Below are 24,833 nucleotides of genomic sequence, written 5' to 3'. Positions count from 1 at the left end.
CCGCATCTCTAGAGCTTCACTGCCGTATCCGCATCAAAGAAATAAAGCCATTTTTCATCAATTTCGTAATCCAAAATATCCTTTAACGCTCTTGCATAGAGATCAAGCTGGAATCGGTATCCATCCGCCAGCTGGGTAACACCGCCCCGATGCTCAAGCACTTTGTCTGTCTTATAGTCCAGCAGCACACGTTTGCCATCCACCTCATACAAGCAGTCCACAATACCACGGATCAGAACCGTCTCCTGACCCAGCTCACTCTGCAGCCTAGAAGCCTCCTCATGCGAGATAGGCATGAATAGACCTTCATCTGTCTCATCTGCCGGAAGTCCGTAGCTGAACGGCATCTCTCTTCTGATCCATGCCGCTCTCGTCAGCTGTAGTCCAGGCTCACTCTCGTAGAACCTTAATATTTGTTCAGGCTCAACGGCTTCTGCTTGATGGGGCAGCAAAATATTCATCTCAATCAATCTTCCGATGGTCTCCTTAATCAGATCAAGACTCATTTCTGCGATCATCGGCATGTGCTGCATAATCGTGTGATACACCGTACCTCTTTCGGTGGGTGTGAGCAAGGCCTCACTCATAAATTTCGGCCGCCGCAGATGGAGTGTTTCTCTGGACTCCGTGCGAGCACCGTAGAGCTCCAGCTCGTCCAGCCACTCCAATGAAGGGCGGTCCTGTGATGCCAGGAGTGCCTTCATCTCGGTAACAGAAGTACTGGCCGGAGTTTTCGCTGCTGCCATGTACGGATATGTCCAGGAGAGAGCATGATCAATCATCTGAGCTGTGTCTTCCTTCTCTTCCAGCTTGGACAACACAGGTCTGCGCTCCATAAGTGCGGCTGTGCGAAGTATCCGCTCCTCATCTATTCCTTCTTCATCAGGCAGCACTCCACCGGCTAAGCCTTGAACCGATTGGCTCGGCACGATGGAAACGATCCAATGCGCTGCATCCTCGCCGAATATCCGATGTGGCATATTCTCCATATTATCTATCCCAGCCATGTCCCGCAGCGGCTTCCCGTCCGGATGACGGAACAATGCCGGACCTACCCAGTCCAGATAGCTTCTTCCCGAAGCAAGAAGAGTTTCCGGCAGGAGCATCGTTGACAGGTCCTTGATCTGCGACCAGGCAAGTGCCCGGGCAGCTGCATCCTTGACTGTTCCGATCAGAATCATCTTTTCCTTAGGACGAGTAAGCGCAACGTACAACACCCGCATCTCTTCGGCCAGCAGCTCAGCATGTGCACGCCTCCGAATCGCCAGATTGGCGAGCGTTGGATAGCCGACCCGATTGTCTTCATCAATATATCTCGGACCAAAGCCAAGCTCCTTATGCATCATGAAAGGAGAATTCAGATCTTGCTGATTGAACATCTTGGACATCCCTGCTACAAAAACAATCGGAAACTCAAGGCCTTTGCTTCGATGGATCGTCATAATGCGCACTGCTTGCTCTGTATCCCCTGATCCACTGACTGTACCGAGATCACCGCCGTGGTCCTTCAGTCTGGCAATGAACGTAAGAAAACGGAATAAGCCCCGATTGGAAGTCGAGCTCTCGTACTGCTTGGCCCGGTCATACAGTGCCTGCAGATTGCGGCTGCGCTGCATTCCGCCCGGCAGACCTACGACCCAGTCCAGATAGCCCGTATCCTGATATATCCGCCAGATAAGCTCACTCAAGCTCCCATTACGTGCCTCATGCCTCCATTGCTCAAGCGATTCACTAAATTCCCGAAGCTTGTCTACTAGCGCAACTCCAGCTGCAGGTTTACGTCCACGAAGAGGACTATTCTCGGTGTCTTCCCCAGCGCTCGTTGTATCCTCCAGCGCAGCCGTTTGTTCATTTATGAATCGTTCGGGTGACGGTTCTTCAATAAATCCATCTGCACGATCTTCCTTACGATCTAAGGAAATATCTATCGCCTCTGTCGCTGCGCTAGCCTCTCTAAGAGCGAATTCCATTTCCAGCTGTGCTGCCTGTCGTTCACTGCTCTCGCTGATCTCCGTTATCGTATTGTCATTCGCCTGGGCTCCACCCGATTTCCCTGCGTCTGCAATGGTCTTCATCATCGCATCATAGAACGATATATTTTTGCCGGACAGACGAACCAGAGCAAGCTCCTCTTCATCCAGCCCTACAATTGGAGACCGAAGCACCGAAGCCAGCGGAATATCCTGCTGGGGATTATCCACAATTTGCAGAAGGGACAGCATAATCTCCACTTCCGTAGCTTCAAAAAAGCCCTTGCTCTGATCACCGGTAACCGGTATTCCTTCTCGTTTCAGCACCTCCATCATGAGTGGCGTCCATATTCTGGCTGATCGAAGCAAGATAACGATATCTCCATATTTCGCCGGTCTCATGAGTTTGGTATGCTTGTCATAGATTTGCGCTGCTTCTCCCGTATTGCCGACCATCTGGTGAATGCGGGCCGCTATATAGGACGCCTCCAGTTCCGCCGTTTCCATCTCCAGCTGTTCAACTTGCTCAGAGGATGCATCTGCTGTATCGCCTTCTATCGTTTCAGCGTCTTCGAGAGAGCCTGTTCCGGCACGATCAATGAGTACAAGCTCCGGTGTATATTCTTCTAACGATTCAGATGTCTCTGGGAACGAGGCACCAAAGGTCAGTGCGGCAGCGTCATCGTATTCAATCTCGGCCACACCGGCATTCAAAATCTGCCTAAACAGCATGTTGACTGCATTAACGACTTCCTTACGGCTTCTAAAATTGCGTGCCAGATCAATACGCAGACCTTCTCCGCCTCCGTCATGGTCATACCTTCTGTATTTGTCCAGGAATAAGCCGGGTTCTGCCAGACGGAAGCGGTATATGCTCTGCTTGACATCACCAACCATGAACCTATTCCCTGGATGCTCACGGGAGATGAGGCTCACAATATCCTCCTGAACCGTATTGGTATCCTGATATTCATCCAGGAGCACTTCGTCAAACTGCTGCCTGTATTCCATAGCTGCATCAGACGGATACGACTGTTCAGGAGTTGAATCGGCATGACGCAGGATCTGGAGCGCATAATGCTCCAAATCGCTGAAATCAACGACCCCTTTGGCTTGCTTCTCACGAGTAAATCGTTCTCCGAATAGGATGACGATCTCGGCAAGCTTCTTCATCAGTGGTGCAATCTTCGACAGCTCAATGAGAAACTGCTCCGGTGTTCTGCCGAACATGACTGACTTCAGCTCCGTCACGGTCTTCTTCACCGATTCTCTCAGATCCTTCGCTCTCTCCTGAAGCCCCGGGTCAGCCTGACCTTTACGTACCGATTTGAGCTTGCCAAAGGCCGCGCTGTTGAACACATCATACAGTTCGGACCATGATCCGCTCCGAACCTGATCAAGCAGCCGCTCGACCATCTCCAGATCCTCGGTAAAGGTCTCGGCATAAGCTGCCGGTCCCTCCGGCTCCTGTGCAATAGCAAGTGCCTGCTTGAGCTGATCTGATGCTCCGCCCAGAGCCAGCTCAGCATCTCTCATAATACTTGCTACCCACTCCGTCTTGCCCAGCTCTTCCAATGATTGAACCTCAAAAGCAGCTGCCATTTCGGAGAGCCAGTGTTCGGGCCATGAATGACTGCGGGCAAAATCATACAGCCTCTGGACGAGTCCATACATGGCGTCATCGCTGCGTTCTCCACTGAACCAATCGACGAGCCTTCGAAAATCGCTTCCTTCGCCTTCTTCTCCGTACTTTTCTTCAAACAGCTCCATCAGCAGCTCCTGACGCATAAGCTCCGCTTCGTATTCATTCAGAATTCGGAATGAGGGATCCAGAGGAATCAGCTGATAATATCTTCGAATGATTTCCATACAGAAGGAATGAAGCGTAGTAATTGGAGCCCTGCCAAGCAGAGTCAGCTGTCTGGCAAGATGCTCGCTGCCTGGGCTCTGCTCCTGCGCTGTTTCCAGTGCTTCACGAATCCTCTCCCGCATCTCCGAAGCTGCTGCCTTGGTAAAAGTCGCAATGAGCAGCCTGTCCACGCTGTACCCAGCTTCAGGATCTGATATTTTACGAATGATCCGCTCAACCAGCACAGCGGTCTTCCCTGAGCCCGCAGCCGCAGCCACGAGCATGTCTTCTCCGGAAGAAGCAATCGCCTTCCACTGGTCGTCGCTCCAGAAGCTTCCTTCCGGCTTAGGAATCATGCTCATATTCTTGTTCTCCTCCTTCCCTGTTAAATAAATCCCAAGCCTGCTTCTTGTCAGGTCTCTTGAGTAAATTGTATTCACTGCCTGGCATGCTCTCATCAAACTGGCATACCGATTTCAGCGGACAGAACGTACAGGCACTTTGCTGCTGCATGCGATAAGGAGATATCGATACATCTCCATTCGTTATTCGTGTTCCAATATCTTGAATCGTCCCGCGTACCGAGCTCAGCAGCATATCCCACTGCTCCTCTGTCGCCACTGACGAGCTGCTGTAGAATCCACCATCCGTTTTTACGGCTACCGGGAGGATTGAAGAGTATCCTTTCTCCAGAGAGGTATCCATCTTCCCGATCACTTCACGATCCGCGAGCAACAATCCCTTCATCTTAAATCGCTTGAGCAGCTCCTGTTCAGCTTGTTCGGTGCCCATGCCATTGGCAGATTGAAGGAGAGGATTATGCACATGGAAATAGAGCACGCCCGCAGGATGAGCCTCTGTTCCGATCCACTCCTCCGCGTAAGTCAGCAATACATCCAGATAAGTGAGCATCTGCAGCGATAGACCGTAAAACACCTCATGCAGCTTCAGATCGGTCTGGCTGGATTTATAATCAATGACCCGAAGTAAAATTTCTCCATCTTCTCCTTCGGCTACATCTACCCGGTCAATTCGGCCTACAATTTGCATCACAACGCCATTATCCAATGTGAATGTCAGCGGCGGCAGCGGCTTGTCCGGACCAAAATCAAGCTCAAGCGCCAGCGGCTCAAAGCTGCCCCTTCTGGACTGCTCACCCAGTATAATGGAAGCTCGGCTTACGATATTTTTGAGCTTGCGAAAAATATATCCATAACGCTGTGTACTCAGCAAAATTTCACCTTGCAGCTGAGGTGCTAATACATCCACGGTCTCCTCTGCATAGGAAATGCACTCTTCACGGCTGAGATTAGCCCAGCTTAAGTTCTGCTCCTTCAGCTTCATCGCCATTTTGCTGAGTGCCGCATGAAACAGCTGTCCGATATCTGGTGCCTTAAGACGATACACTTGTCTCTCCTTCAGCTTCAGACCGAACGAGACAAAATGAGAGAATGGACATAGGGCAAAGCGTTCCATACGGGATACACTGGTCTTGAGCTGTGTTCCATACAGCTTGAAGCTCGTCTCCTTCGAAAGCGTACGGGTACGGTTCTTATAGAATACAGATTCGAGCATTCGTTCAAGTCGAACCTGCATTGCTGGATGTGCGAGGTACCAGTTATATACCTCCCACCAGGACTCCTCGATGTTCTTTCCTCTTCGCCATTCCCGAAGCTCACCCATCAGATAGGACATTGTCAGATCGGGACGAAGCAGGAAGCCTGCTTGCTCCTTCCATTCGGGTGCTTGTCCCGGCCGGGAGAGCAGCGGACGCTCCTCCAGCCCAGGAAACATCCGCTTCAAATGACGAATCATTTCTGAAGGGTGGAGAGACTTGCCGTCTTCATCTGTAAGAGGATAGCTGATCCATAGACTGTGACTGGCCTGGGTAAACGCAGCATAGATTAAGAAGCGTTCATCCAGCATTTTGCGTGTCACGTCTGGACCTAGCTGCATGCCATACTCCGTAAGCACGGATCTTTCTGAAGCCGTTAGAACTCCTTCCTCCTGCTGAATTTGCGGCATGACACCGTCTGTTGCGCCAAGGATAAATACATGACTGACTTTACCTGTCCGAGACCGATCCAGACTTCCGACAAGCACTTGATCCAGTGCAGGAGGAATCAGTCCCAGCTTCAGCTCGGCAAGTCCAGTCTCTATGACTCCTGCAAACAGCTCGGCATCCAAATGCTCGGTGCCCATCATTTCCACGACTTGATCCAGCAAATCCAGAACCGCGGTCCAAATCCCCCGATGCTCGCGAGCCTGCTCAGGACTTCCTTCCTCAAGCGCCTTGCTGCTCAGTGCATCCAGTTTACGAGCGATATCTGCATCCTCCAGCAGCTTGAATAGGGCGATACATTGCTCCTTGGCCGTCTTCGCTTTTTTGAATCTTTTCTCAAAGGTAAACAATGGGGATACAACCGTCTCACGACATTTCTCCATTAAGTACAGGAACCGGCTGCGATTAAGCTCAGAACCAGCTGGCCCATCTTCTTCGAGGGACAAACTCGGTACTCCCTTCCACGGCTTGCCGTCTGTCCATCTATAGCCGGAAATTCCGGATGCCAGGACGTAGTTCTCCAGCATATCCATATCGTATCGACTAACGGACCCATCGAGAGGCAGCAGCAGATCCGTCTTCACCGCCCGGAATACGTCCTCATACTTCCATCGTCTATTGATGACATCCAGAGCGGACCTGATCAACTCGGCAAGCGGATGATGCAGCTCATCTCTGCGCTCGTCTAGGAAATAGGGAACATCGTAATCCTTGAACAAGGGTGCAACGATATGCCCATAATCGCCGAGATTGCGGACAAGGACTGCCATATCCCGGTAACGAACTCCTTCTTCTCTTGCCAATCGTCTGATTTCTCGCAGGACGCCTTCGACCTCAGCTCTTCTGTTCTCTGCCGCATAAACACGAATTCCTTCATGACCTGCATCCTTCATGCGGACGCGGCGAGCCTCGAAGCCTGCTTCCAGATGCGCAAGCGCCGGAGCCGCATAACGAGGTGATTGTGAGGGAGGTATATGAGTAGTAGCAAATTCCACTTCTGTATCTTCAGCGATTCCTTTCAACTTGACATAGGACATGCCTGCAGAGTAGAACAGGTTCATTTCATTCGGCATATTCATCGCATCATAAGGCTTGTCCAGAGTCAGCGATATGGTTACGGAGTTTGCATTCAGCAGTAATTGTCTGATGACGGAGAGCTCCTGCGGAGTAAAGCTGCGGAAGCCGTCAATCCAAACATCAGCCTGCTTCACATAATCCGAGGACGGGATTCGCTCTGCCAATTTGTCCAGTGTATCTTCTTCATCCATGTATAGTCGGGATACTTCTTCCTCGAAGTCCCGGTATACGGTTAAAATATCATGAATCTTGTGATGCAGAATCGCACCTGCGCCAGGCACCTCCATCACTCGCTCAAGCTCTTCCTTCAAAGATTGTTCCTGAGTTCCGTATCGCTTCATTTCCGCATACAGGGAACTTAGTTGATGGGCAAATCCCATTTGTGTACCCGATGCAGAGAAGATTTTAAGCTCATCCTTGCGCTTTTGCATAATTTTGTAGAGCAGCATTTTCTTGCCTTCGGCCCGAATCGGAATAAGAGCCGAGCCTCCCGTTTCCTGCATTACTCTCAAGCTGAGCCTGCGAAAATCAAGCACTTGGGCCCGGACGGAGCCGTTCACGCCTTGAGAACGAATCATTTCGGATTCTGCCTGGAAGGAAGCCTGTTCCGGAACGATAAGAATTATAGGATTTCCTGCAGGGTTCTCACGCAGCTGAGCCGTAATTTGATTCATTATGGCCGTGCTTTTTCCACTGCCGGCTCGTCCAATCATCATATGAAGCGGCATTTATTGAATTCCTCCCTTTCTATTTCGAAACTACATCATCAGCATACTGACATGTATGTATTTGCAATCAACCTTTTTTTTGCACTCTATTACTAGTTAAAAAGCTTCACGATTATTCATCATTCAATTTAAATAAAATGCGAACGAAAAGAGACCAAAAACCTTATAAAGTCTACGCACAAGTATAACATATCTCACTCGACAGGAACATGCGTTTGGTAATTCCAGTAAGTCAAACCATGCTAAATTTCTTCCAATAGAAGAACGTGCATAAGTCCCTACAACCCTTCAATTCATCGTCGTTACATCACCTATGGTACAGTAAAAAAAGCATCCGAACACTCTTTCTTTAAAGAGAATACGGATGCTTTTTCTTAAATTAATTGATGTCGGATGGCGTTTTTGATCGAACCTCGAAGATGGCAAATTTCAAATAATGACCCTCTTCTACGCCCAAAATTTGTGGATGATCTTTACCTGCAGCGCGCCAATCTACAAGTCTTAATATTTTCCCTGCATCGGTTGCTGCATCCTGAATTGTCTCAAGGAACAAATCGGGACGCATATGGTAGGAGCAGCTTGCCGTTACAAGATAACCGCCTTCATTAACGAGCTTCATGCCATGCAGATTGATATCCTTGTAGCCGCGAACCGCGCCTTTGACGGCCCCTCTTGTCTTGGCAAAAGCAGGAGGATCGAGGATGACTACATCAAAGGTACGTCCACCTCCTGCCGTCATGGCAAGCGACGTATCTACCTTTTTGTCAGCTTTTGCCCTTGCAGCACGCTCCTCCAAACCTTTAACCTGATTTCTTAAATATTGAAAAGCATCATCAACTACAAATTCAACACGATCCTCAAAGCCATTCAGCTTCACGTTATCTCTGGCACTTTCAATCGCATGCTCCGAAATATCAAGACAGGTTACCCGCTTAGCTCCGAATTTGCAGGCATTCAGTGTAAAGCTGCCTGTATGCGAGAAGCATTCCAGCACATTTGCACCGTCCCAATAAGGAAAGGTTACGACTTTACCGCTCTTGTTGATTGGAGCGAGGGTCTTCACGCCATCTTGTTCTACCTCTTGAATTGTAATTCCACTTCTGCGGCCCCAGCCTGTCATCAACGGTTCAATGGCTGCGCGGTTCTCCCGTTGATCGAAGAAATAACCGGTCTTCTGTCCCTGCTCGATATCAACCTTTATCTTAAGACCGTTCTCCGTAACGGTTACATGTCTTGGACATTCTCCATAGAGCAGACCTTTGACCTGTTCAAGCCCCTCCAGCTCTCTTACACTGACATCGCTTCGCTCATAAATACCCTTGGGCTGGACAACCTCAACCAAAGCCTCGACGATTGCCTCACGGCGCAGATCCATACCTAGAGTCAGGATCTGAACGACAAGCACGTCACCGAATCGATCCACCACAAGCCCGGGAACATAATCTGCCTCTCCATAGATGAGACGATAAGCGTCACCGCCGGTAACAAAGCGGTCACGATGCTGCAGGGCTTGATCAAATTTACGGACAAAGAAGGCCTTGTCCATCGTCGTGACCGGTTCATAGGAAACGACCCGTACAGTAATTTGGGATGCCGGATTATAATATCCTGTCGCCAAGTAACGGCCTTGATGATTCTTCACCTCAACCAATTGTCCTGGCTCCGCATTTGCCTCTACCGACTCAATTTCATTTTTGTAAATCCAGGGATGCCCCTGCTCTACTCTTTTTTTACGGCTCTTTGTAAGAATAACCGATGCCAAAATGCTTACAACTCCTTTTATAATCAAGTAACCTGCACTCTCACAAGAAAGTCATGGTTGTCCTGCTACAAACATAAGATGGACTGTAGACAAGTCTCGTACAGAGAGAAGGTGCCTTGTAATATCATGCTGCATTCTATTGTGTTTCCTCTATTATATGGATTAACCATATTCTTTCTAGGCATGAAGCTGATGGAGGCTTCACTCTATAAGCTCAGCGGTCCGCTGCTATCAAGCTCTCTCGACCGGGCCACCGCAACGCCGTTAAAAGGCATGCTCTTCAGCACAGGAATAACCGCCCTGCTGCAGAGCAGCACAGCGGTCACCGTACTGACCATCGGCCTCGTAAATGCAAATTTGCTTGGATATGCTCGTACCCTCGGTATCATTCTGGGCAGCAATGTCGGGACTACGGTAACGACCGAGCTGCTCAGTCTGAAGATTGGCAAATACGCAGCACCCATGCTGCTCGTCTTCATCAGCTGCTGGATCATCTGTGTCATGCTCGGCGAATTAAAATCAGTCATGCACAGCCGGCATTCAAAGACCGTACATACGGCTGGATACATCAGTCTTGCAGGAGCTGGTTTCTCCATGGTTATGCTCGGTATTGTCATGATGCAGCGGATCGGGCCCGCTCTAGAACAAGGCGGGGTATTCCCATGGTTTGTCCAGCAGGCCAGTCACAGTGTATGGTGGGGGATGGCTGCTGGTGCATGCCTGACTGCGCTCGTGCACAGCAGTGCTGCGGTTATCGGAATGGCCATCGGCCTTGCTGCTGCCGGCACCCTGCCTCCCGAAGTCGGGATTGCGATTGTACTCGGCTCCAATGTCGGCACCTGTGTTACCGCTTGGATGGCCGCCATTGGAGGCAGCAAAGCCGGTCAATTCGTAGCATGGTCCCACATTACTCTGAATGTTGCAGGAGCTCTGCTGTTTGCCCCTCTTATTTCATTGCTCTACCAGGCAGCGGCCTTGTTCACGACTGAACCAGGCGCACAAATCGCACATGCGCAGACGATTTTCAATATTGTCTGTTCCTTACTGGCTCTCCCATTATGCTACCTTAAGATTTGGAAACGGCTGGAGCCTGATTCCCAGCGTTAAACCTGAATTCCGAGCTGCCTCAGAGCTCTTTGCAGTATTCGATCATTATTATCGTAGCCTTGATGCTGCTGTCTGCTCCATGCCTCAAGGGGAGCATACCATGCGACCGCTTTGATCTCCTCAATCTGTGCTCTGTGCTTCCCGCCCACAGCTTCAACCAGATAGTAATGCACTTCTTTATCTACTTTGCCATGTACAGCATGATGATAGGTATATTTTATAATATCCACAGGTGCAACAATTCTTCCCTTAAGCCCTGTTTCCTCTTCAATTTCACGAAGCGCCGTTTGTTCAACCGTTTCACCCGGCTCCATCTTGCCTTTTGGAAGAGATATTCTAGCATAGCGGTCCGTAATAAGCTGAACCTGAAGCTCATCACCCATATGCCGGAATACGACGCCGCCGGCGGAAATCTCTTTTCTTGCCATCTGAAACTTAGCTCCTCTCCTTGAACAACAAGGATTCCGCATTCTTTCTTCGGGGAACCTCATTCAACGCCCCTCCAAAAGAAAACGAAATCCTTGTTCGTCTTCGTGATCCTATGCTGTCCTTGTTAGCTTAGAGAGCTGCCCTTTGCGGCCCATTTTCCATAACCCGAACAAGCTGTCCTTCACTTGAATGAAGTCCGGCTTTCGTCATCTTCACACGGCACACCTGTCCAACGAGATGATCGGCGCCTTCGAATTCAAGCTGGATATAATTATCGCTATACCCGTGAAGATGACCTTCTGCCAGGTCTCCTCTTCCTTCCGGTATAACCTCCAGAACTTGTCCAACAAATTTCTCAGCATAGCTGAGCTTCATTTGATCTGACAACGCCAGGAGCTCTGTTACACGCTCGTTCTTCACTACATCATCGACTTGATCCTCCATGCGAGCTGCAGGAGTACCCGTCCGCTTGGAATAAGGGAAGACATGCATTTCTGAGAAATTAATAGCTTTCATAAGGTCATAGCCATTTCGGTACATCTCATGCGTTTCTCCAGGGAAGCCAACAATAACGTCCGTTGTAATGGCCACATCCGGCATGGCTTGACGAATCAGTCCCATTTTATTATAGAACTGCTCGGTCGTATATTTGCGGCGCATCCGCTTAAGGACCGTATCGTCTCCCGCTTGAAGCGGGATATGAAAGTGGCGGCACATCTTCGAGGAGCGGTTCAATACATCCAGCATCCGCTCATCAATTTGGCTTGCTTCAATGGAGCTGATGCGGATTCTCTCCAGCCCATCCACTTTATCCAGATCCCATAGAAGACTCGACAAATCATAGTTATCCAGATCATCGCCATAGCCGCCGGTATGAATTCCTGTCAGGACAATCTCCTTGTAGCCTGCCTCTACCAGCTGATTTGCTTGAGTAATAATGCTTCTCGAATCCCGGCTGCGAGACAGTCCGCGCGCCCATGGAATGATGCAAAAGGTACAGAAATTGTTGCACCCATCCTGAATTTTAAGAAAGGCACGCGTGCGATCAGCAAAATCGGGTACGTCCATCTCTTCAAATACGCGATTCTTCATAATATTACGCACCGCATTTACCGGCTCGCGTGTTTCCTTGATCTGATTGACAAAAGGAATGATTTTGTCCCGATCCTGATTACCTACAACGAGATCGACACCAGGAATGTCCATAATTTCTGCCGGTGAAGTCTGTGCATAGCAGCCTGTTACTGCCACGATCGCATCCGGATTCTTGCGTACTGCACGCCGTATAATTTGACGGCTCTTCTTGTCTCCTGTATTGGTAACGGTACAGGTGTTGATCAGGTACACATCAGCCGTCTGTGAATCAAAGTCCACCTGCTCATATCCTTGTTCTTTAAATTGCTGCCAAATGGCTTCTGTATCGTAGAAGTTTACTTTACATCCCAAGGTGTAAAACGCCACGGATGGCATAATTACATTCCTCCCATTTCATCAGTTTCATATAAAATACAAGTCAAAGCGACCATGCCTGCAGTTTCGGCACGAAGAATACGTTTGCCAAGCCCGACGGACCTCGCCCCTGCAGTTTCTGCCGCCTGTACCTCCCCTGTCGTAAATCCACCTTCCGGACCCACAACAACGAGTACAGAGGCACTCTCATCCGCAGACAATCCGGCTGCTAATGGCTTAATTACATCTCTCAGCTGCAAGCCGTTTTCTTTCTCATAGCAATAGCAGACGAGATCATAGCTGTCAAAAGAAGCAAGCAGCTCTTTCCACGACCTCGATTCGTACACAGCCGGGATGCGATTGCGGTGACTCTGTTCAGCCGCTTCCTTCGCTATTTTGCGCCAGCGCTCCAGGCGTTTCCCTTCTTTTTTAGCGTCATATTGGACTATGGTCCGTTCGGATAAAAAAGGGATAAAACCGACTGCACCGATTTCCGTACATTTTTGAATAACGAGCTCCATCTTGTCGCCCTTCGGCAAACTTTGTGCAATGGTGACCGATACTCGCGGTTCGTGATCCATAGGAAGCCACTCCACGACCTCTGCCTGCACCTGTGAAGCCTCTATGTGTGTGATCTGGACCATGGCTTCACGGGAAACTCCGTCACTCACAATGAGCTTGTCCCCGGCCTTGCCCCGCATCACCTTGGTAATATGACGGGCATCATCTCCATGAATGATGACTGTCTGTCCGTCGAATTGATCCTGTTCAATAAAATAACGCTGCATGGATCGATAGGCCCCCTGCTTAACCAACTATCATTCTCAAAAACTAGAAAATAACCACATAACATCTTACAACTTTTTATCGTCGCTGACTACCCGCCAAACAAGGTCATCACCATCTGGGCTATACCTGTATACCAGCTCATCGACAATTCATATAGAGGCGTTATGGTCCATCGGTTCAGCGGAGTAATGACGATAATTAAAAATATGAGTATCGACCATTGCTCCAGCGACTGCAGCTTGATGCGAATGCGCGTCGGCACAAGCTCCTCTACAATTCGATATCCGTCGAGTGGAGGCAAAGGTACGAGATTAAAGAAGAATAAGAAAAAGTTCGTTACGTTAAAAATCGAAAAGAAGGTCGAGATCGCAAACACTACACGCTGATTCTCAATAGAATCCATGACTCCGAACTGGATCAAGAGCGCATATATAATGGTACCAACAACGGCAAGCAGCAAATTGCTCACGGGCCCTGCCGCAGAGACAACCACACTCATCATCCGTCTTCGGTCAAAATTATCCCGGTTCACCGGAATCGGCCTTGCCCAGCCGAAGCCGGCGATTACAAGCAGCAGCAAGCCGAAGAAATCGAAATGCACCGCCGGATTCAAGGTCATTCTCCCCAGCATTTTCGCTGTGGGATCACCGAATTTATTGGCGAAGTAAGCATGGGCAAATTCATGCACTGTAAACGCAATAAGAATCGTCAGAATAAAAAAGGGCAGCTGTTCTAACGGATAAAAGAAAAACTGATCCATACTCATCCCTTATTTCCTCGAAACAATCGCTAGCCAGTCTTCGTCGCGCTGAATATCCATAATCTCAAAGCCTGCTTCCCGCAGTGCGGTCAGAACAGCTTCCTCTTTGTTCTTCCAGATCCCTGAAGCAATATACAGGCCGCCCGGCTGAAGCGCTTCGTAAACATCATTAATGAAGAGAAGGATAACCTCTGCCAAGATATTGGCGACAACGATATGAACAGGCATTGTAACACCAAGGGAACCGTCCTGTTTGTCCAAAATGGACAGAAGGTCACTCTCGTATACTGTAATGTGATCAGATAGACCATTTAGAGTACTATTCTCTCGCGCGCTAGTCACGGCCACAGGATCGAGATCAAGTGCAAGCACGTGCTTTGCCCCCAGCTTCATGGCGCCGATGGCCAGAATACCCGAGCCTGTTCCTACATCAATGACCTCTTCGCTGCCTTGCACATATTTTTCCAGTGTACGAAGACATAGAGAGGTGGTAGGATGCGTTCCTGTACCGAATGCCATGCCGGGGTCAATTTCAATTAATTTCTCCGCCGCGCTTTCGGGTGTATACTCTTCCCAGGACGGTTTGATCGTCAGCGTCTCAGATACTCTAAGCGGCTTAAAATACTGCTTCCACGCTGTAGCCCAGCTGTCTTCATCGACTTGCTTCACGGTAATCTCTGCCTTGCCTGCATCAATTCCATAATCCGCAAGCTCTTTGATTCGGGGCTCAATCTCAGCAATCACGGCATCCATATCCGTTGTATCGGCAAAATAACCTTGGATAACGGCTTCACCCTTAGGAATATCATTAAGAGGGTATTCGTACCATTCCCCATACTTTGTCGTTCTGATCTTGTCCAGCGTGCCTGATTCTTCGATAGCTACTCCGCCTGCACCCGCTTCATGCAAGAAGTTCGAGATCATCTCCTGCGCTATTTCCGTTGTATGTATTGTTATTTCATTCCATATCATAATTTGCTGCTTCCTCCCCTGTATTCATACCCTCTATTGTACTATACAAACAATAGCGAGCACAAAGAACGAGAGTATACTCATCCTTTTTTTCTCCACAGTTATTTCCATATTCCCATAAAAATATAGTGTCTCCTCTGAGCAACAGCACACAAAAAAGCACCGGTGCCCACTACTCGGGACCCGATGCTTCCTTATTTACTCATATCTGTAATCATCCAGCTTCTTCATCTGCCGCTGGTCTGCCGCCTCGCTGCGGCGAAGAGCTTCTATATCCTCTTGATCAGCCTCTGCACTGCTGAATTCAACATCCTCATTTTTTGCTGAAGCAAGCTCACTGATCTTCTCTGATTTTTTTAACACTCTATCTTTTCTGCGATTAGAAGACATTCCATTTTCCTCCCTGATTACTGAATTAAATAAGACCACCGGATTCCTCAATAATCCGCAGCGCCTCATGATGCACGGATTCATCCACAACGACAGTGAGCAGAATGTCCTTGCCTGTCGGACCCCCTGCACCTCCATCACTCATCCCGCTGGCAGATGGGTCTGCAGCAGCCAGTATTCCGGAAGATGCACTTGTAAAGGAGCCGTGCAGTGTCGCAGAGGACAAGCTGTCCATTGTACTGTTTAATATGGACTCATTGCTTCCTTCGCCTGGATAGCGGCTGAAACGATCGATTGAAATGCTCTCCAGCTTCAAGCTGCTCAGCTTGGCTGCAACCTGCTGTGCCTGCTCCGGGGTATTGAAATATGCAAGAATGTTCTTATCCATAAGAAAACACCGCCTTTAGTCACTTCTCATTAAATGAAATCGCCGCAGCTCGAAGCTCAAGTTCGAGCCATAATATAGAATGCCGCAAATGAATGAGAGCTATTCAGAAGACAACGCAAAAAAAAGGACTGCCCACAAACCATGGACAATCCTTCTTTGCTTATATCAGTCACCTCTAAAAGCACGCTTAACCCGATCAAAGAACGATTGCTCGTGCTCATCCATCTGTTCTCCGCCAAGCGCAGCAAATTCCCGAAGCAGTTCCTTCTGCTCATCGTTTAATTTGGTCGGTGTAACGACGACCACTTTAACATGCTGATCTCCCTGTCCAGAGCCACGCAAATGCGGAACACCTTTGCCCTTCAGACGGAAATAGGTTCCCGTCTGGGTACCTGCCGGGATTTTGAGCTTCACTTTCTCCCGAAGCGTCGGGATCTCAATCTCATCGCCGAGTGCTGCTTGAGCAAAAGTAAGCGGTACTTCACAATAAATATCATTGCCTTCCCGGTCAAAGAAATCATGCGATTTCACACGGATAACAATGAACAAATCCCCTGCAGGTCCTCCGCGGAGCCCGCCTTCGCCTTCACCGCTCATACGCAGCTGCGCACCATCGTCCACCCCTGCAGGAATTCGTACATTGATCTTGCGCTGTTTACGGACTTTGCCGCTGCCTTGACAAGTTCTGCACTTATCCTTGATCGTCTTGCCTGAACCGCCGCAGTTGGAGCAGGCACGCCGGTTAACCATACGGCCAAACGGGGTATTCTGCACCACTTCTTCCTGACCGCTGCCACGGCAGACAGTACAGGTTTCTGGATGAGTTCCTGGTTTCGCTCCTGAGCCATGACAAGTATCACAGCTCTCTGTGCGCGGAATGGTGATATCCGTCTCTTTACCGAATACCGCTTCCTTGAATTCAATGGTCATCGTATATTGAAGGTCATTCCCCCGCTGCGGAGCATTGGGATCACGCCGACCTCCGCCACCACCGAAGAACATATCGAAAATGTCGCCGAAGCCGCCAAAATCCTGACCGCCAAAGCCGCCGCCCATTCCTTGGTTCGGATCCACATGACCATATTGATCATAGCGGGCACGCTTCTGCCCATCACTCAGAACGTCATATGCTTCTTTAACCTCTTTGAACTTGGCTTCCGCATCTGCTTCTTTGTTGACGTCCGGATGATATTGCCGCGCAAGCTTACGGTAAGCCTTCTTGATCTCATCATCACCGGCACCTTTGCCAACACCAAGCACCTCATAATAATCGCGCTTATCTGCCACTCTTCCACCCCCATAACTTTATAACAATAACGCATATACGTGACAAAAGGAAGGATCAAAGCGCGAAGAACTCCGGCTCTGACCTTCCCATGCTTGTCACTTGTAAGGCTTATAGCATCCTGTCATCCTTTATTAAGGATTTAAGGGCTTATTTATCTTTTTTGTCCTCGTCAACTACTTCGTAATCTGCATCTACGACATTGTCGCGTCCGCCTGCACCCGCACCTGCGTTCGCAGCGTCTCCGCCTTGTGCCTGTGCATCTTGTGCAGCCTGCTCATACAGTTTGACAGACAGCTGTTGAACGATTTCGGTAAGCTCTTCCGTAGCAGACTTGATGTCCTCCACATTGTCAGATTCCAGCGTTTTTTGCAATTTTTCTTTTGCAGCATTCGCTTTCTCTACTTCACCTGCATCTACCTTGTCACCCAGATCTTTAACCGTCTTATCTACAGTGTAGATCAGCTGGTCAGCTGCATTTCTCACTTCTACAAGCTCTTTGCGTTTCTTGTCTTCCTCCGCATGAAGCTCTGCATCCTTCATCATTTTCTCGATTTCCTCTTCGCTTAAGCCGCTTGAAGAAGTAATCGTGATCTTTTGGGATTTGTTTGTCCCTTTGTCCGTAGCAGATACGTTAACGATACCGTTAGCATCGATGTCAAATGTAACTTCGATTTGCGGTACGCCGCGTGGAGCTGGAGGAATATCACCAAGCATGAAGCGTCCAAGCGTTTTGTTGCCCGCAGCCATCTCACGTTCCCCTTGCAGTACGTGGATCTCAACGCTAGGTTGGTTATCCGCATAAGTAGAGAATACTTGAGACTTGCTTGTAGGGATCGTTGTATTGCGATCGATCATCTTCGTGAATACGCCGCCTGCAGTTTCAATACCCAGGGACAATGGCGTTACGTCAAGAAGAACGACGTCTTTCACATCACCTGTCAAGACACCCGCTTGTACTGCAGCACCAAGTGCTACTACTTCATCTGGGTTAACGCCTTTGTGAGGTTCTTTGCCAGTCAATTTCTTGATTGCTTCCTGAACGGCAGGAATACGAGTAGAACCACCAACAAGAACGATCTTGTCGATATCGTTAGCTGTCATACCTGCATCGCTAAGCGCTTGACGAGTAGGACCCAGTGTACGCTCTACCAGCTGAGCAGAGATCTCTTCGAATTTAGCACGAGTCAGGTTCACTTCCAAGTGCTGAGGTACGCCGTCAGCAACCGTGATAAACGGAAGAGAAATTGTCGTAGTCAGTACGCCGGACAATTCTTTTTTCGCTTTTTCCGCTGCGTCCTTCAGACGCTGAACAGCGGCTTTGTCTTTGCTGAGGTCAATGCCTTGCTCTTTCTTGAATTCACTTACAAGGTAATCGATAATAACTTGGTCAAAGTCGTCGCCACCAAGGCTGTTGTCCCCGCTTGTCGCTTTTACTTCGAAGAAGCCGTCGCCAAGCTCAAGGATGGATACGTCAAAAGTACCACCGCCAAGGTCATATACAAGGATTGTTTGATCTTCGGATTTCTCAAGACCGTAAGCAAGAGCTGCTGCAGTTGGCTCGTTGACGATACGAAGCACTTCTAGACCTGCGATTTTACCCGCATCCTTCGTTGCTTGACGCTGACTGTCATTGAAGTAAGCCGGAACTGTAATAACGGCTTGAGTTACAGTTTGACCCAGATAAGCTTCTGCATCGGATTTCAGCTTTTGCAGAATCATTGCTGAGATTTCTTGTGCAGAATAATCTTTACCGTCAATGTTTTCTTTGTGATTCGTACCCATATGACGTTTAATAGAAATAATGGTACGGTCAGGGTTAGTGATCGCTTGGCGTTTTGCTGTTTCACCTACGATCCGCTCACCGTCTTTTTTGAAACCGACCACCGAAGGGGTTGTACGCGCACCTTCCGGATTCGGAATAACCACTGCTTCGCCGCCTTCCATTACGGCAACGCAAGAGTTTGTAGTACCAAGGTCAATACCGATAACTTTACTCATGGAAAATATCCTCCTTCTTAATCTATGCAAGGCACGAGGCCTGTTCTAAATTCATCTAATATCATGTAAAAAAACGTAGTGTTCCTTATGTTCGGAATTCTGCACAATTCGGTATGAAGAAAAAGCTCTTCGCTTTATTATGCAAATCCTTACGTTACATACTCACCTTAACCATCGCAGGACGGAGTACCTTGTCTTTCAGCATGTACCCTTTCTGCACTTCTTCCACAACAATGCCTTCTTCATGCTCTTCGCTCTCGACCTGCATGATCGCTTGATGGAATTCAGGGTTAAACGCCTCACCAACCGTTTGCATCGCTGTAAGACCTTCAGCCTGAAGCACGCTTTCCAGCTGACGGAAGATCATCCCTACGCCTTTGGCAAAGGAATCGGACTCGGTGTTCGCCGGAGCTGTCGCAATGGCACGCTCGAAGTTATCAATTACAGGCACTAGCTCTGTAATCAGCTTCATCGATGCATATTTCGCCAGATCTTCCTTCTCCTTCTGAGTACGGCGGCGGAAGTTATCAAAATCAGCCTGGGCACGCAAGTAGCGCTTCTCATTCTCTTCAGCAAGTGCCTTCAGTCTGTCTAATTCTTCAGTAGAAGCAAGAGTCTCAGCACCAGCAGTTTCCGTATCGTTCACGGCTGCTTCCTGTGCTTCAGTGGACTCGGCTTGTGCAGCCTCATTCACCATGTCCTCCTGCGGAGTGTTCTCTTCTGTATTCTCTATTGTTTGTTCATCTTTCAAGATGTTCACCTCCTTAAACAGAGCTTATACTTAACTTCCTGATCAGAACGTTCCCTTAAGTAACATTCAACATTCATAAGGTCCTGCCCTTTGTTGCATCTAGAATTCATTATTAAGCTTAAATCGCCCATCTTAAACTTTAACATGATCCTTGTCCTTGATGGGCAGTGAATTAGATTGGCATTTGGATGAATCTATTTATTTATAACGATGTGTCAGCATCGTGGTCAAATTCTTGGACAGCATGTTCAAGATACTGATCACTTTGGCATATTCCATTCTTGTTGGTCCCAAGATTCCAATCGTCCCCAGCGCTTCCCCTTCAACTGAATAGGAGGCGGTGATGAGACTGCAATTGGCAAAAGCCTCATGATCATTCTCAGTTCCGATCTTCACCTGTACCCCGGTACCTCCAATAGAAGGGGTCATAATTTTCATTATGGTCGATGTCTCTTCAAGTAAATCAAAAATATCCTTGACCTTATCGACATCCTTGAATTCAGGTTGGGACAGCATGTTCGTCGTACCGCTGAGATACAATCGATGATCAGGCTCCCCATCAAAGGCTGTATCCAATATTTTCATAAACGCTTCGTACTCAGAGACGTTACGCTCCATTTCCTTGGCGATCTCTGAATATAGCCTAGCCTTCAGCTTATATAGAGGTACTCCTACGAGCCTCGTATTCAGCAGATTGACGACTCTCTCCATCTCAGACAACGAGACATTCGACGGCAAGCTTACCGTCTTATTCTCTACCTGACCTGTGCTCGTTACAATAATCGCTACGGCCATATTCTCTCCTAGCGGGAGCAGTTGAAAATGACGGAGCGACGTATGAAAAACTTCCGGTCCAAGCAGGATGGAAGTATAGTTCGTCATATGCGACAAAATGGTGGAGGTATGCTGTATAACCTGCTCCATCGCGTTTAATTTCTCAGCGAGCAGCAATTTGAGCTCCTTGAGCTCCGATGGCTCGGCAAACTTGAATGGAACCAGATGGTCTACGTAATACCTGTACCCTTTATGTGAAGGGATTCGGCCTGCCGAGGTATGCGGCTGTTCCAAATATCCCATGTCCTCCAGGTCGGCCATCTCGTTACGAATGGTTGCCGGACTATAACCGACATCACCTCTCTTCGAAATGCTGCGGGATCCAACGGGTTCTGCCGAACGGATATAATCATCAACAATGGCATTCAGTATCAGTCTTTGACGCTCGGTTAACATACGTGTCTCCCTCCCTAAAAGATGTTATCGTCATTAGCACTCACAACTGACGAGTGCTAACCAGTAATACAAAAATACCAAACTGACCTGAGCATTGTCAAGTCAGTTCAGTATCTTAAGAACTGCAATTTCATCACATGCATGCTGCTTGCTGCAGTTCACGCAATCGGTCCATACTTTTTCCGGAAAAATCTCTTTATTTACAACGGAGAATCCATTCTTCACAAAGAAGGATACCTCGTAGGTTAACGCCATTACCTTCGGGATTTCCTGTTCTCTTGCCTCTTCCACCAGCTTGTCCAGAAGCAGCGACCCAATCCCCTGCCCTTTATGACCGTCGGATATGCCTAGAGACCGGATCTCGACCAGATCCTTACCCAGCTTGCACAAAGAACCGCATCCCACTACATTTCCGTCGACTTCTGCGACGACGAAGAGATCAATCTGCCTATACAGGATGTCTCTTGAACGAGGGAGCATTATCCCTCTCTCTGCATAACCCTTGATCATCTCGTACAATGTCTCGACATCCTCATGAGATGCCTTTCTGCAAACCGCAGCCATGACCGCCTCTCCTCCTTACGCCCTGACAAAAAGTAACATGTGTATAAATATACATCAGAGCGTATAAAAGTTCAAGCGGTTATTTGACGGTTAATGCCCCAATAAATTCAGCAAAAACTTCGTTCCCGTACAGGACTCCCTGACTGCTCAAACGATATCCGTCACCTGTGGCATCAAGGAGACCTGCATGCACCATTTTATGCAGTGGTCCAGCAAATATGTCTTCGACTTTCTCACCGAATTGTGCTTCAAAGCGGCTGCTCGATACCCCATCCAGCATACGCAGGCCCACCATCATGAAGTCTTCCATCGCCTCTTCTCTTGTGATCTGAGCGGTTTCGAGTCTTGGAAGACCTTGTTCTGCTTTTTCTATATAAGGGTTCACACCTTTGACATTCATGTGGCGTTCACGACCTACATATCCATGGGCTCCTGCACCAAGTCCGTAATAATCTTCATTTCTCCAATACGTCATATTGTGACGGCTTTGCATTCCAGGCTTCGCAAAATTGCTGATCTCATATTGGATATATCCAGCATCCTTCATTCTCTGCATCAGATGCTTATACATCTCCAGCTCATGGTCCTCATCCGGGAGAGGCAGCTGATTCTTCTGGAACAGCGTATGGAAGAGTGTGTTCTCCTCTACCTTAAGCCCATAGATCGAGTAGTGAGGAAGATCAAGCTCTAGTGCTCTACTCACGCTCTCTGAGAGCATATCGACCGTTTGGTTCGGCAATCCAAACATCAAATCAATAGATAGATTCGTCAAGCCCGCTTTGCGCGCATTTTCCAGACTGCGATATACATCATCTGTATTATGAATACGGCCAATGCCAGTCAGCAGCTCATTTTGAAAAGCCTGTACCCCGAAGCTGACCCGATTGACGCCACCCTCTTTCATTACGGACAGCTTCTCCAGATCCGTTGTTCCTGGATTCGCCTCCATGGAGAATTCAATATCGTCTGCCCAGTCCGGGAAATAAGTTCGAACCGATTTCAAAAAGTACTCCATCTCGTCTGGCTTCAATACGGTTGGTGTCCCTCCGCCAACAAATATGGTCTTAATCTCGCCTGGAGGTGTCTTCTTGACGGTATACTCCATCTCCCGCTCCAGCGCTTCTAAATATTTCATGACTGGCTGATCCTTCAGCACATAGGAATTAAAATCACAGTAGAAACATTTATTGGTGCAAAAAGGAATATGAATATACACCGCTTCGGGTGCGCTATTTATCAATTTCGGCATCTCTGCTGCCATGCGGGTATACCCCCTCTAATATAAGTTGATAGAATCAATTTCGTAAAATTGATTCAACCTGCAATAATATGCATGATCATTCATCGCTTACAAGAAGCCATTGTATCGTTAATGAAGAAAAAAGGAAAGCCGATACGGCTTCCCTTATTCTGTACATTAATTATCGTCAATCTTCAGTACCGCCATAAATGCTTCCTGCGGCACCTCTACGTTACCTACTTGCTTCATCCGTTTCTTACCTTCTTTTTGCTTCTCTAGCAGCTTCCGCTTACGTGAGATGTCACCGCCGTAACATTTGGAGAGTACGTTCTTACGCATCGCCTTAATTGTTTCGCGGGCAACCACCTTTGTTCCGACAGACGCTTGAATCGGCACCTCGAACATCTGTCTTGGAATCAGCTCACGCAGCTTCTCACAAATGATCCGTCCGCGCTGATACGCACGCTCGCGGTGTACGATGAAGGAGAGTGCATCGACCTGCTCCCCATTCAGCAGAATGTCCATCTTCACCAGATTCGACTGGCGATAACCGGAAATCTCGTAGTCATAAGAGGCATAGCCCTTCGTGCTGGACTTCAGCTGATCGAAGAAGTCATACACAATCTCAGCAAGAGGAATATCATAGGTGATCGTTACCCGGTTGGAGTCGATATATTCCATATTCAAATATTCTCCGCGCTTGCTCTGACACAGCTCCATTACCGTTCCAACATAATCATTCGGTACGATGATGTCAGCTTTGACGTAGGGCTCCTCTACGTTATCAATACGTCCAACCTCAGGGTAGTTCGACGGGTTGTCGATCTCCAGAACTTCTCCGTTCGTCAGATTAACCCGGTAAATAACGCTTGGGGCTGTAGTGATGAGCGGAATATTAAACTCACGTTCAATCCGTTCTTGAATAACATCCATGTGCAGGAGGCCGAGGAATCCACAGCGGAAGCCGAAGCCGAGCGCACTGGATGTCTCCGGCTCAAAGCTGAGTGAAGCATCGTTCAGCTGCAGCTTCTCAAGCGCCTCACGCAGGTCGTTATAATCGGATGTATCGATTGGATAGAGTCCGCAGTATACCATTGGGTTAATCTTACGATAACCCGGCAGCGGTTCCGAAGTCGGATTCTTCGCATCAGTGATCGTATCCCCGACCCGGGTGTCGCCTACATGCTTGATCCCGGCAACGACAAAGCCTACATCGCCGACGTTCAGCTCGTCCACAATCGTCATCCGCGGCATGAACGCACCGACCTCAATAACTTCGAACGATTTGTTAGTCGCCATCATCTTGATCTTCGAGCCGGCCTTGATCTTCCCGTCGACGACACGAATGTATACAATAACTCCCTTATAAGGGTCATAGTGCGAGTCAAAAATAAGTGCCTTCAGTGGATTGTTCGGATCGCCTGTAGGTGCAGGCACACCGGTCACAACCTGCTCCAAAATTTCTTTAATTCCGATGCCTGCTTTGGCGGAAGCAAGTACAGCTTCACTGGCATCCAGACCGATAACATCTTCAATCTCCTGCTTTACACGTTCAGGATCTGCGCTTGGAAGATCGATTTTGTTAATAACCGGCAGAATCTCAAGATCGTTATCGAGCGCAAGGTACACGTTCGCAAGCGTCTGAGCTTCGATGCCCTGAGCCGCATCCACCACCAGAAGCGCGCCTTCACAGGCTGCCAGACTGCGGGATACCTCATACGTAAAATCGACGTGCCCCGGCGTATCAATCAGGTTCAGAATATACTCTTCACCGTTATCAGCCTTGTACGTCAAACGTACGGCCTGGAGCTTGATTGTAATTCCGCGTTCACGCTCCAGCTCCATTTGGTCAAGCACCTGCTCCTGCATCTCGCGCGATGTTAGTGCACCCGTGTACTCCAGAATACGGTCTGCCAATGTAGACTTACCGTGGTCTATATGTGCAATGATACTGAAATTTCTAATTTTCTTTTGTCTTGCCTGAATGTCTGTCATGCCTTACCCCCACAAACAGCCTAATGTCAATCATC

18 protein-coding genes are annotated in these 24,833 nt (G+C 48.5%); 1 reads left to right on the top strand and 17 read right to left on the bottom strand.

Annotated features, from left to right (window positions below):
• Nucleotides 1–8: 8 nt before the first annotated feature.
• The 3 genes from addA to BLW49_RS14710 form a co-directional block, all read right to left on the bottom strand.
• On the bottom strand, nucleotides 9–4,181 hold the full coding sequence (gene addA, locus BLW49_RS14720; protein ID WP_090725366.1) for a helicase-exonuclease AddAB subunit AddA: 4,173 nt from the start codon (nucleotides 4,179–4,181) through the stop codon (nucleotides 9–11).
• Nucleotides 4,165–7,686 (bottom strand): helicase-exonuclease AddAB subunit AddB, encoded by a 3,522-nt coding sequence (gene addB, locus BLW49_RS14715; protein WP_090725364.1) that lies wholly within the window; start codon nucleotides 7,684–7,686, stop codon nucleotides 4,165–4,167. The genes addA and addB overlap by 17 nt, the downstream gene beginning before the upstream one ends.
• Before the next feature lie 379 nt (nucleotides 7,687–8,065).
• Complete coding sequence (locus tag BLW49_RS14710) at nucleotides 8,066–9,448, bottom strand: class I SAM-dependent rRNA methyltransferase (RefSeq protein WP_090725363.1); 1,383 nt, start codon at nucleotides 9,446–9,448, stop codon at nucleotides 8,066–8,068.
• Nucleotides 9,449–9,574: 126 nt separating this feature from the next.
• Here BLW49_RS14710 and BLW49_RS14705 point away from each other — a divergent pair, with 126 nt between their 5' ends.
• Entirely contained in the window at nucleotides 9,575–10,555 is a 981-nt protein-coding gene (locus BLW49_RS14705; protein ID WP_090725361.1) for a Na/Pi cotransporter family protein, read from the top strand.
• Here BLW49_RS14705 and BLW49_RS14700 read toward each other — a convergent pair.
• The 14 genes from BLW49_RS14700 to lepA form a co-directional block, all read right to left on the bottom strand.
• Entirely contained in the window at nucleotides 10,552–10,983 is a 432-nt protein-coding gene (locus BLW49_RS14700) for an NUDIX hydrolase (protein WP_076313290.1), read from the bottom strand. The genes BLW49_RS14705 and BLW49_RS14700 overlap by 4 nt on opposite strands.
• Before the next feature lie 130 nt (nucleotides 10,984–11,113).
• A complete protein-coding gene (gene mtaB, locus BLW49_RS14695; protein WP_076313291.1) occupies nucleotides 11,114–12,454 on the bottom strand; it encodes a tRNA (N(6)-L-threonylcarbamoyladenosine(37)-C(2))-methylthiotransferase MtaB in 1,341 nt (446 codons plus the stop codon).
• Between the two features lie 2 nt (nucleotides 12,455–12,456).
• The gene (locus BLW49_RS14690; RefSeq protein ID WP_076313292.1) at nucleotides 12,457–13,221 is read right to left on the bottom strand and encodes a 16S rRNA (uracil(1498)-N(3))-methyltransferase; all 765 of its coding nucleotides are present in this window, start codon (nucleotides 13,219–13,221) and stop codon (nucleotides 12,457–12,459) included.
• An 89-nt stretch (nucleotides 13,222–13,310) separates the two neighbouring features.
• Nucleotides 13,311–13,988 carry a site-2 protease family protein gene (locus tag BLW49_RS14685; protein ID WP_090725359.1) on the bottom strand — a complete coding sequence of 226 codons (678 nt, stop codon included), beginning with the start codon at nucleotides 13,986–13,988 and terminating at the stop codon, nucleotides 13,311–13,313.
• Between the two features lie 3 nt (nucleotides 13,989–13,991).
• Nucleotides 13,992–14,954, bottom strand: a complete 963-nt coding sequence (prmA, locus tag BLW49_RS14680; RefSeq protein ID WP_090725358.1) for a 50S ribosomal protein L11 methyltransferase — start codon at nucleotides 14,952–14,954, stop codon at nucleotides 13,992–13,994.
• 198 nt (nucleotides 14,955–15,152) lie between these two features.
• Nucleotides 15,153–15,344 (bottom strand): YfhD family protein, encoded by a 192-nt coding sequence (locus BLW49_RS14675; protein WP_076313295.1) that lies wholly within the window; start codon nucleotides 15,342–15,344, stop codon nucleotides 15,153–15,155.
• A gap of 25 nt (nucleotides 15,345–15,369) precedes the next feature.
• Nucleotides 15,370–15,732 carry a hypothetical protein gene (locus BLW49_RS14670; protein WP_076313296.1) on the bottom strand — a complete coding sequence of 121 codons (363 nt, stop codon included), beginning with the start codon at nucleotides 15,730–15,732 and terminating at the stop codon, nucleotides 15,370–15,372.
• 165 nt (nucleotides 15,733–15,897) lie between these two features.
• Nucleotides 15,898–17,019 (bottom strand): molecular chaperone DnaJ, encoded by a 1,122-nt coding sequence (dnaJ, locus tag BLW49_RS14665; RefSeq protein ID WP_090725356.1) that lies wholly within the window; start codon nucleotides 17,017–17,019, stop codon nucleotides 15,898–15,900.
• A gap of 148 nt (nucleotides 17,020–17,167) precedes the next feature.
• Nucleotides 17,168–19,018, bottom strand: coding sequence for a molecular chaperone DnaK (dnaK, locus tag BLW49_RS14660; RefSeq protein WP_076313298.1), 1,851 nt, complete (start codon nucleotides 19,016–19,018; stop codon nucleotides 17,168–17,170).
• A gap of 154 nt (nucleotides 19,019–19,172) precedes the next feature.
• Nucleotides 19,173–19,769, bottom strand: coding sequence for a nucleotide exchange factor GrpE (gene grpE / locus BLW49_RS14655; RefSeq protein WP_076313299.1), 597 nt, complete (start codon nucleotides 19,767–19,769; stop codon nucleotides 19,173–19,175).
• A gap of 198 nt (nucleotides 19,770–19,967) precedes the next feature.
• Nucleotides 19,968–20,999, bottom strand: a complete 1,032-nt coding sequence (gene hrcA / locus BLW49_RS14650) for a heat-inducible transcriptional repressor HrcA (RefSeq protein ID WP_076313300.1) — start codon at nucleotides 20,997–20,999, stop codon at nucleotides 19,968–19,970.
• 102 nt (nucleotides 21,000–21,101) lie between these two features.
• Nucleotides 21,102–21,563 (bottom strand): N-acetyltransferase, encoded by a 462-nt coding sequence (locus BLW49_RS14645; protein WP_090725354.1) that lies wholly within the window; start codon nucleotides 21,561–21,563, stop codon nucleotides 21,102–21,104.
• Between the two features lie 79 nt (nucleotides 21,564–21,642).
• A complete protein-coding gene (gene hemW, locus BLW49_RS14640) occupies nucleotides 21,643–22,824 on the bottom strand; it encodes a radical SAM family heme chaperone HemW (RefSeq protein ID WP_256209763.1) in 1,182 nt (393 codons plus the stop codon).
• Nucleotides 22,825–22,980: 156 nt separating this feature from the next.
• Entirely contained in the window at nucleotides 22,981–24,798 is a 1,818-nt protein-coding gene (gene lepA, locus BLW49_RS14635) for a translation elongation factor 4 (protein ID WP_076313302.1), read from the bottom strand.
• Nucleotides 24,799–24,833: the final 35 nt, after the last annotated feature.

It is taken from the genome of Paenibacillus sp. PDC88 (genome assembly GCF_900106725.1).
Lineage (GTDB): Bacteria > Bacillota > Bacilli > Paenibacillales > Paenibacillaceae > Paenibacillus > Paenibacillus shunpengii.
Note: the sequence above shows the minus strand (reverse complement) of the source record. Positions and strands in the feature narration are given on the sequence as shown.

Excerpts from the sequence above, each read along its gene's own strand:
- BLW49_RS14645 (WP_090725354.1), bottom strand. The coding sequence starts at position 21,563 with ATGGCTGCGGTTTGCAGAAAGGCATCTCATGAGGATGTCGAGACATTG.
- BLW49_RS14670 (WP_076313296.1), bottom strand. The coding sequence starts at position 15,732 with ATGGATAAGAACATTCTTGCATATTTCAATACCCCGGAGCAGGCACAG.
- hrcA (WP_076313300.1), bottom strand. The coding sequence starts at position 20,999 with ATGTTAACCGAGCGTCAAAGACTGATACTGAATGCCATTGTTGATGAT.
- BLW49_RS14675 (WP_076313295.1), bottom strand. The coding sequence starts at position 15,344 with ATGTCTTCTAATCGCAGAAAAGATAGAGTGTTAAAAAAATCAGAGAAG.
- hemW (WP_256209763.1), bottom strand. The coding sequence starts at position 22,824 with ATGGCAGCAGAGATGCCGAAATTGATAAATAGCGCACCCGAAGCGGTG.
- addB (WP_090725364.1), bottom strand. The coding sequence starts at position 7,686 with ATGCCGCTTCATATGATGATTGGACGAGCCGGCAGTGGAAAAAGCACG.
- BLW49_RS14700 (WP_076313290.1), bottom strand. The coding sequence starts at position 10,983 with ATGGCAAGAAAAGAGATTTCCGCCGGCGGCGTCGTATTCCGGCATATG.
- mtaB (WP_076313291.1), bottom strand. The coding sequence starts at position 12,454 with ATGCCATCCGTGGCGTTTTACACCTTGGGATGTAAAGTAAACTTCTAC.
- lepA (WP_076313302.1), bottom strand. The coding sequence starts at position 24,798 with ATGACAGACATTCAGGCAAGACAAAAGAAAATTAGAAATTTCAGTATC.
- BLW49_RS14705 (WP_090725361.1), top strand. The coding sequence starts at position 9,575 with ATGCTGCATTCTATTGTGTTTCCTCTATTATATGGATTAACCATATTC.
- BLW49_RS14685 (WP_090725359.1), bottom strand. The coding sequence starts at position 13,988 with ATGAGTATGGATCAGTTTTTCTTTTATCCGTTAGAACAGCTGCCCTTT.
- addA (WP_090725366.1), bottom strand. The coding sequence starts at position 4,181 with ATGAGCATGATTCCTAAGCCGGAAGGAAGCTTCTGGAGCGACGACCAG.
- prmA (WP_090725358.1), bottom strand. The coding sequence starts at position 14,954 with ATGATATGGAATGAAATAACAATACATACAACGGAAATAGCGCAGGAG.
- dnaK (WP_076313298.1), bottom strand. The coding sequence starts at position 19,018 with ATGAGTAAAGTTATCGGTATTGACCTTGGTACTACAAACTCTTGCGTT.
- BLW49_RS14690 (WP_076313292.1), bottom strand. The coding sequence starts at position 13,221 with ATGCAGCGTTATTTTATTGAACAGGATCAATTCGACGGACAGACAGTC.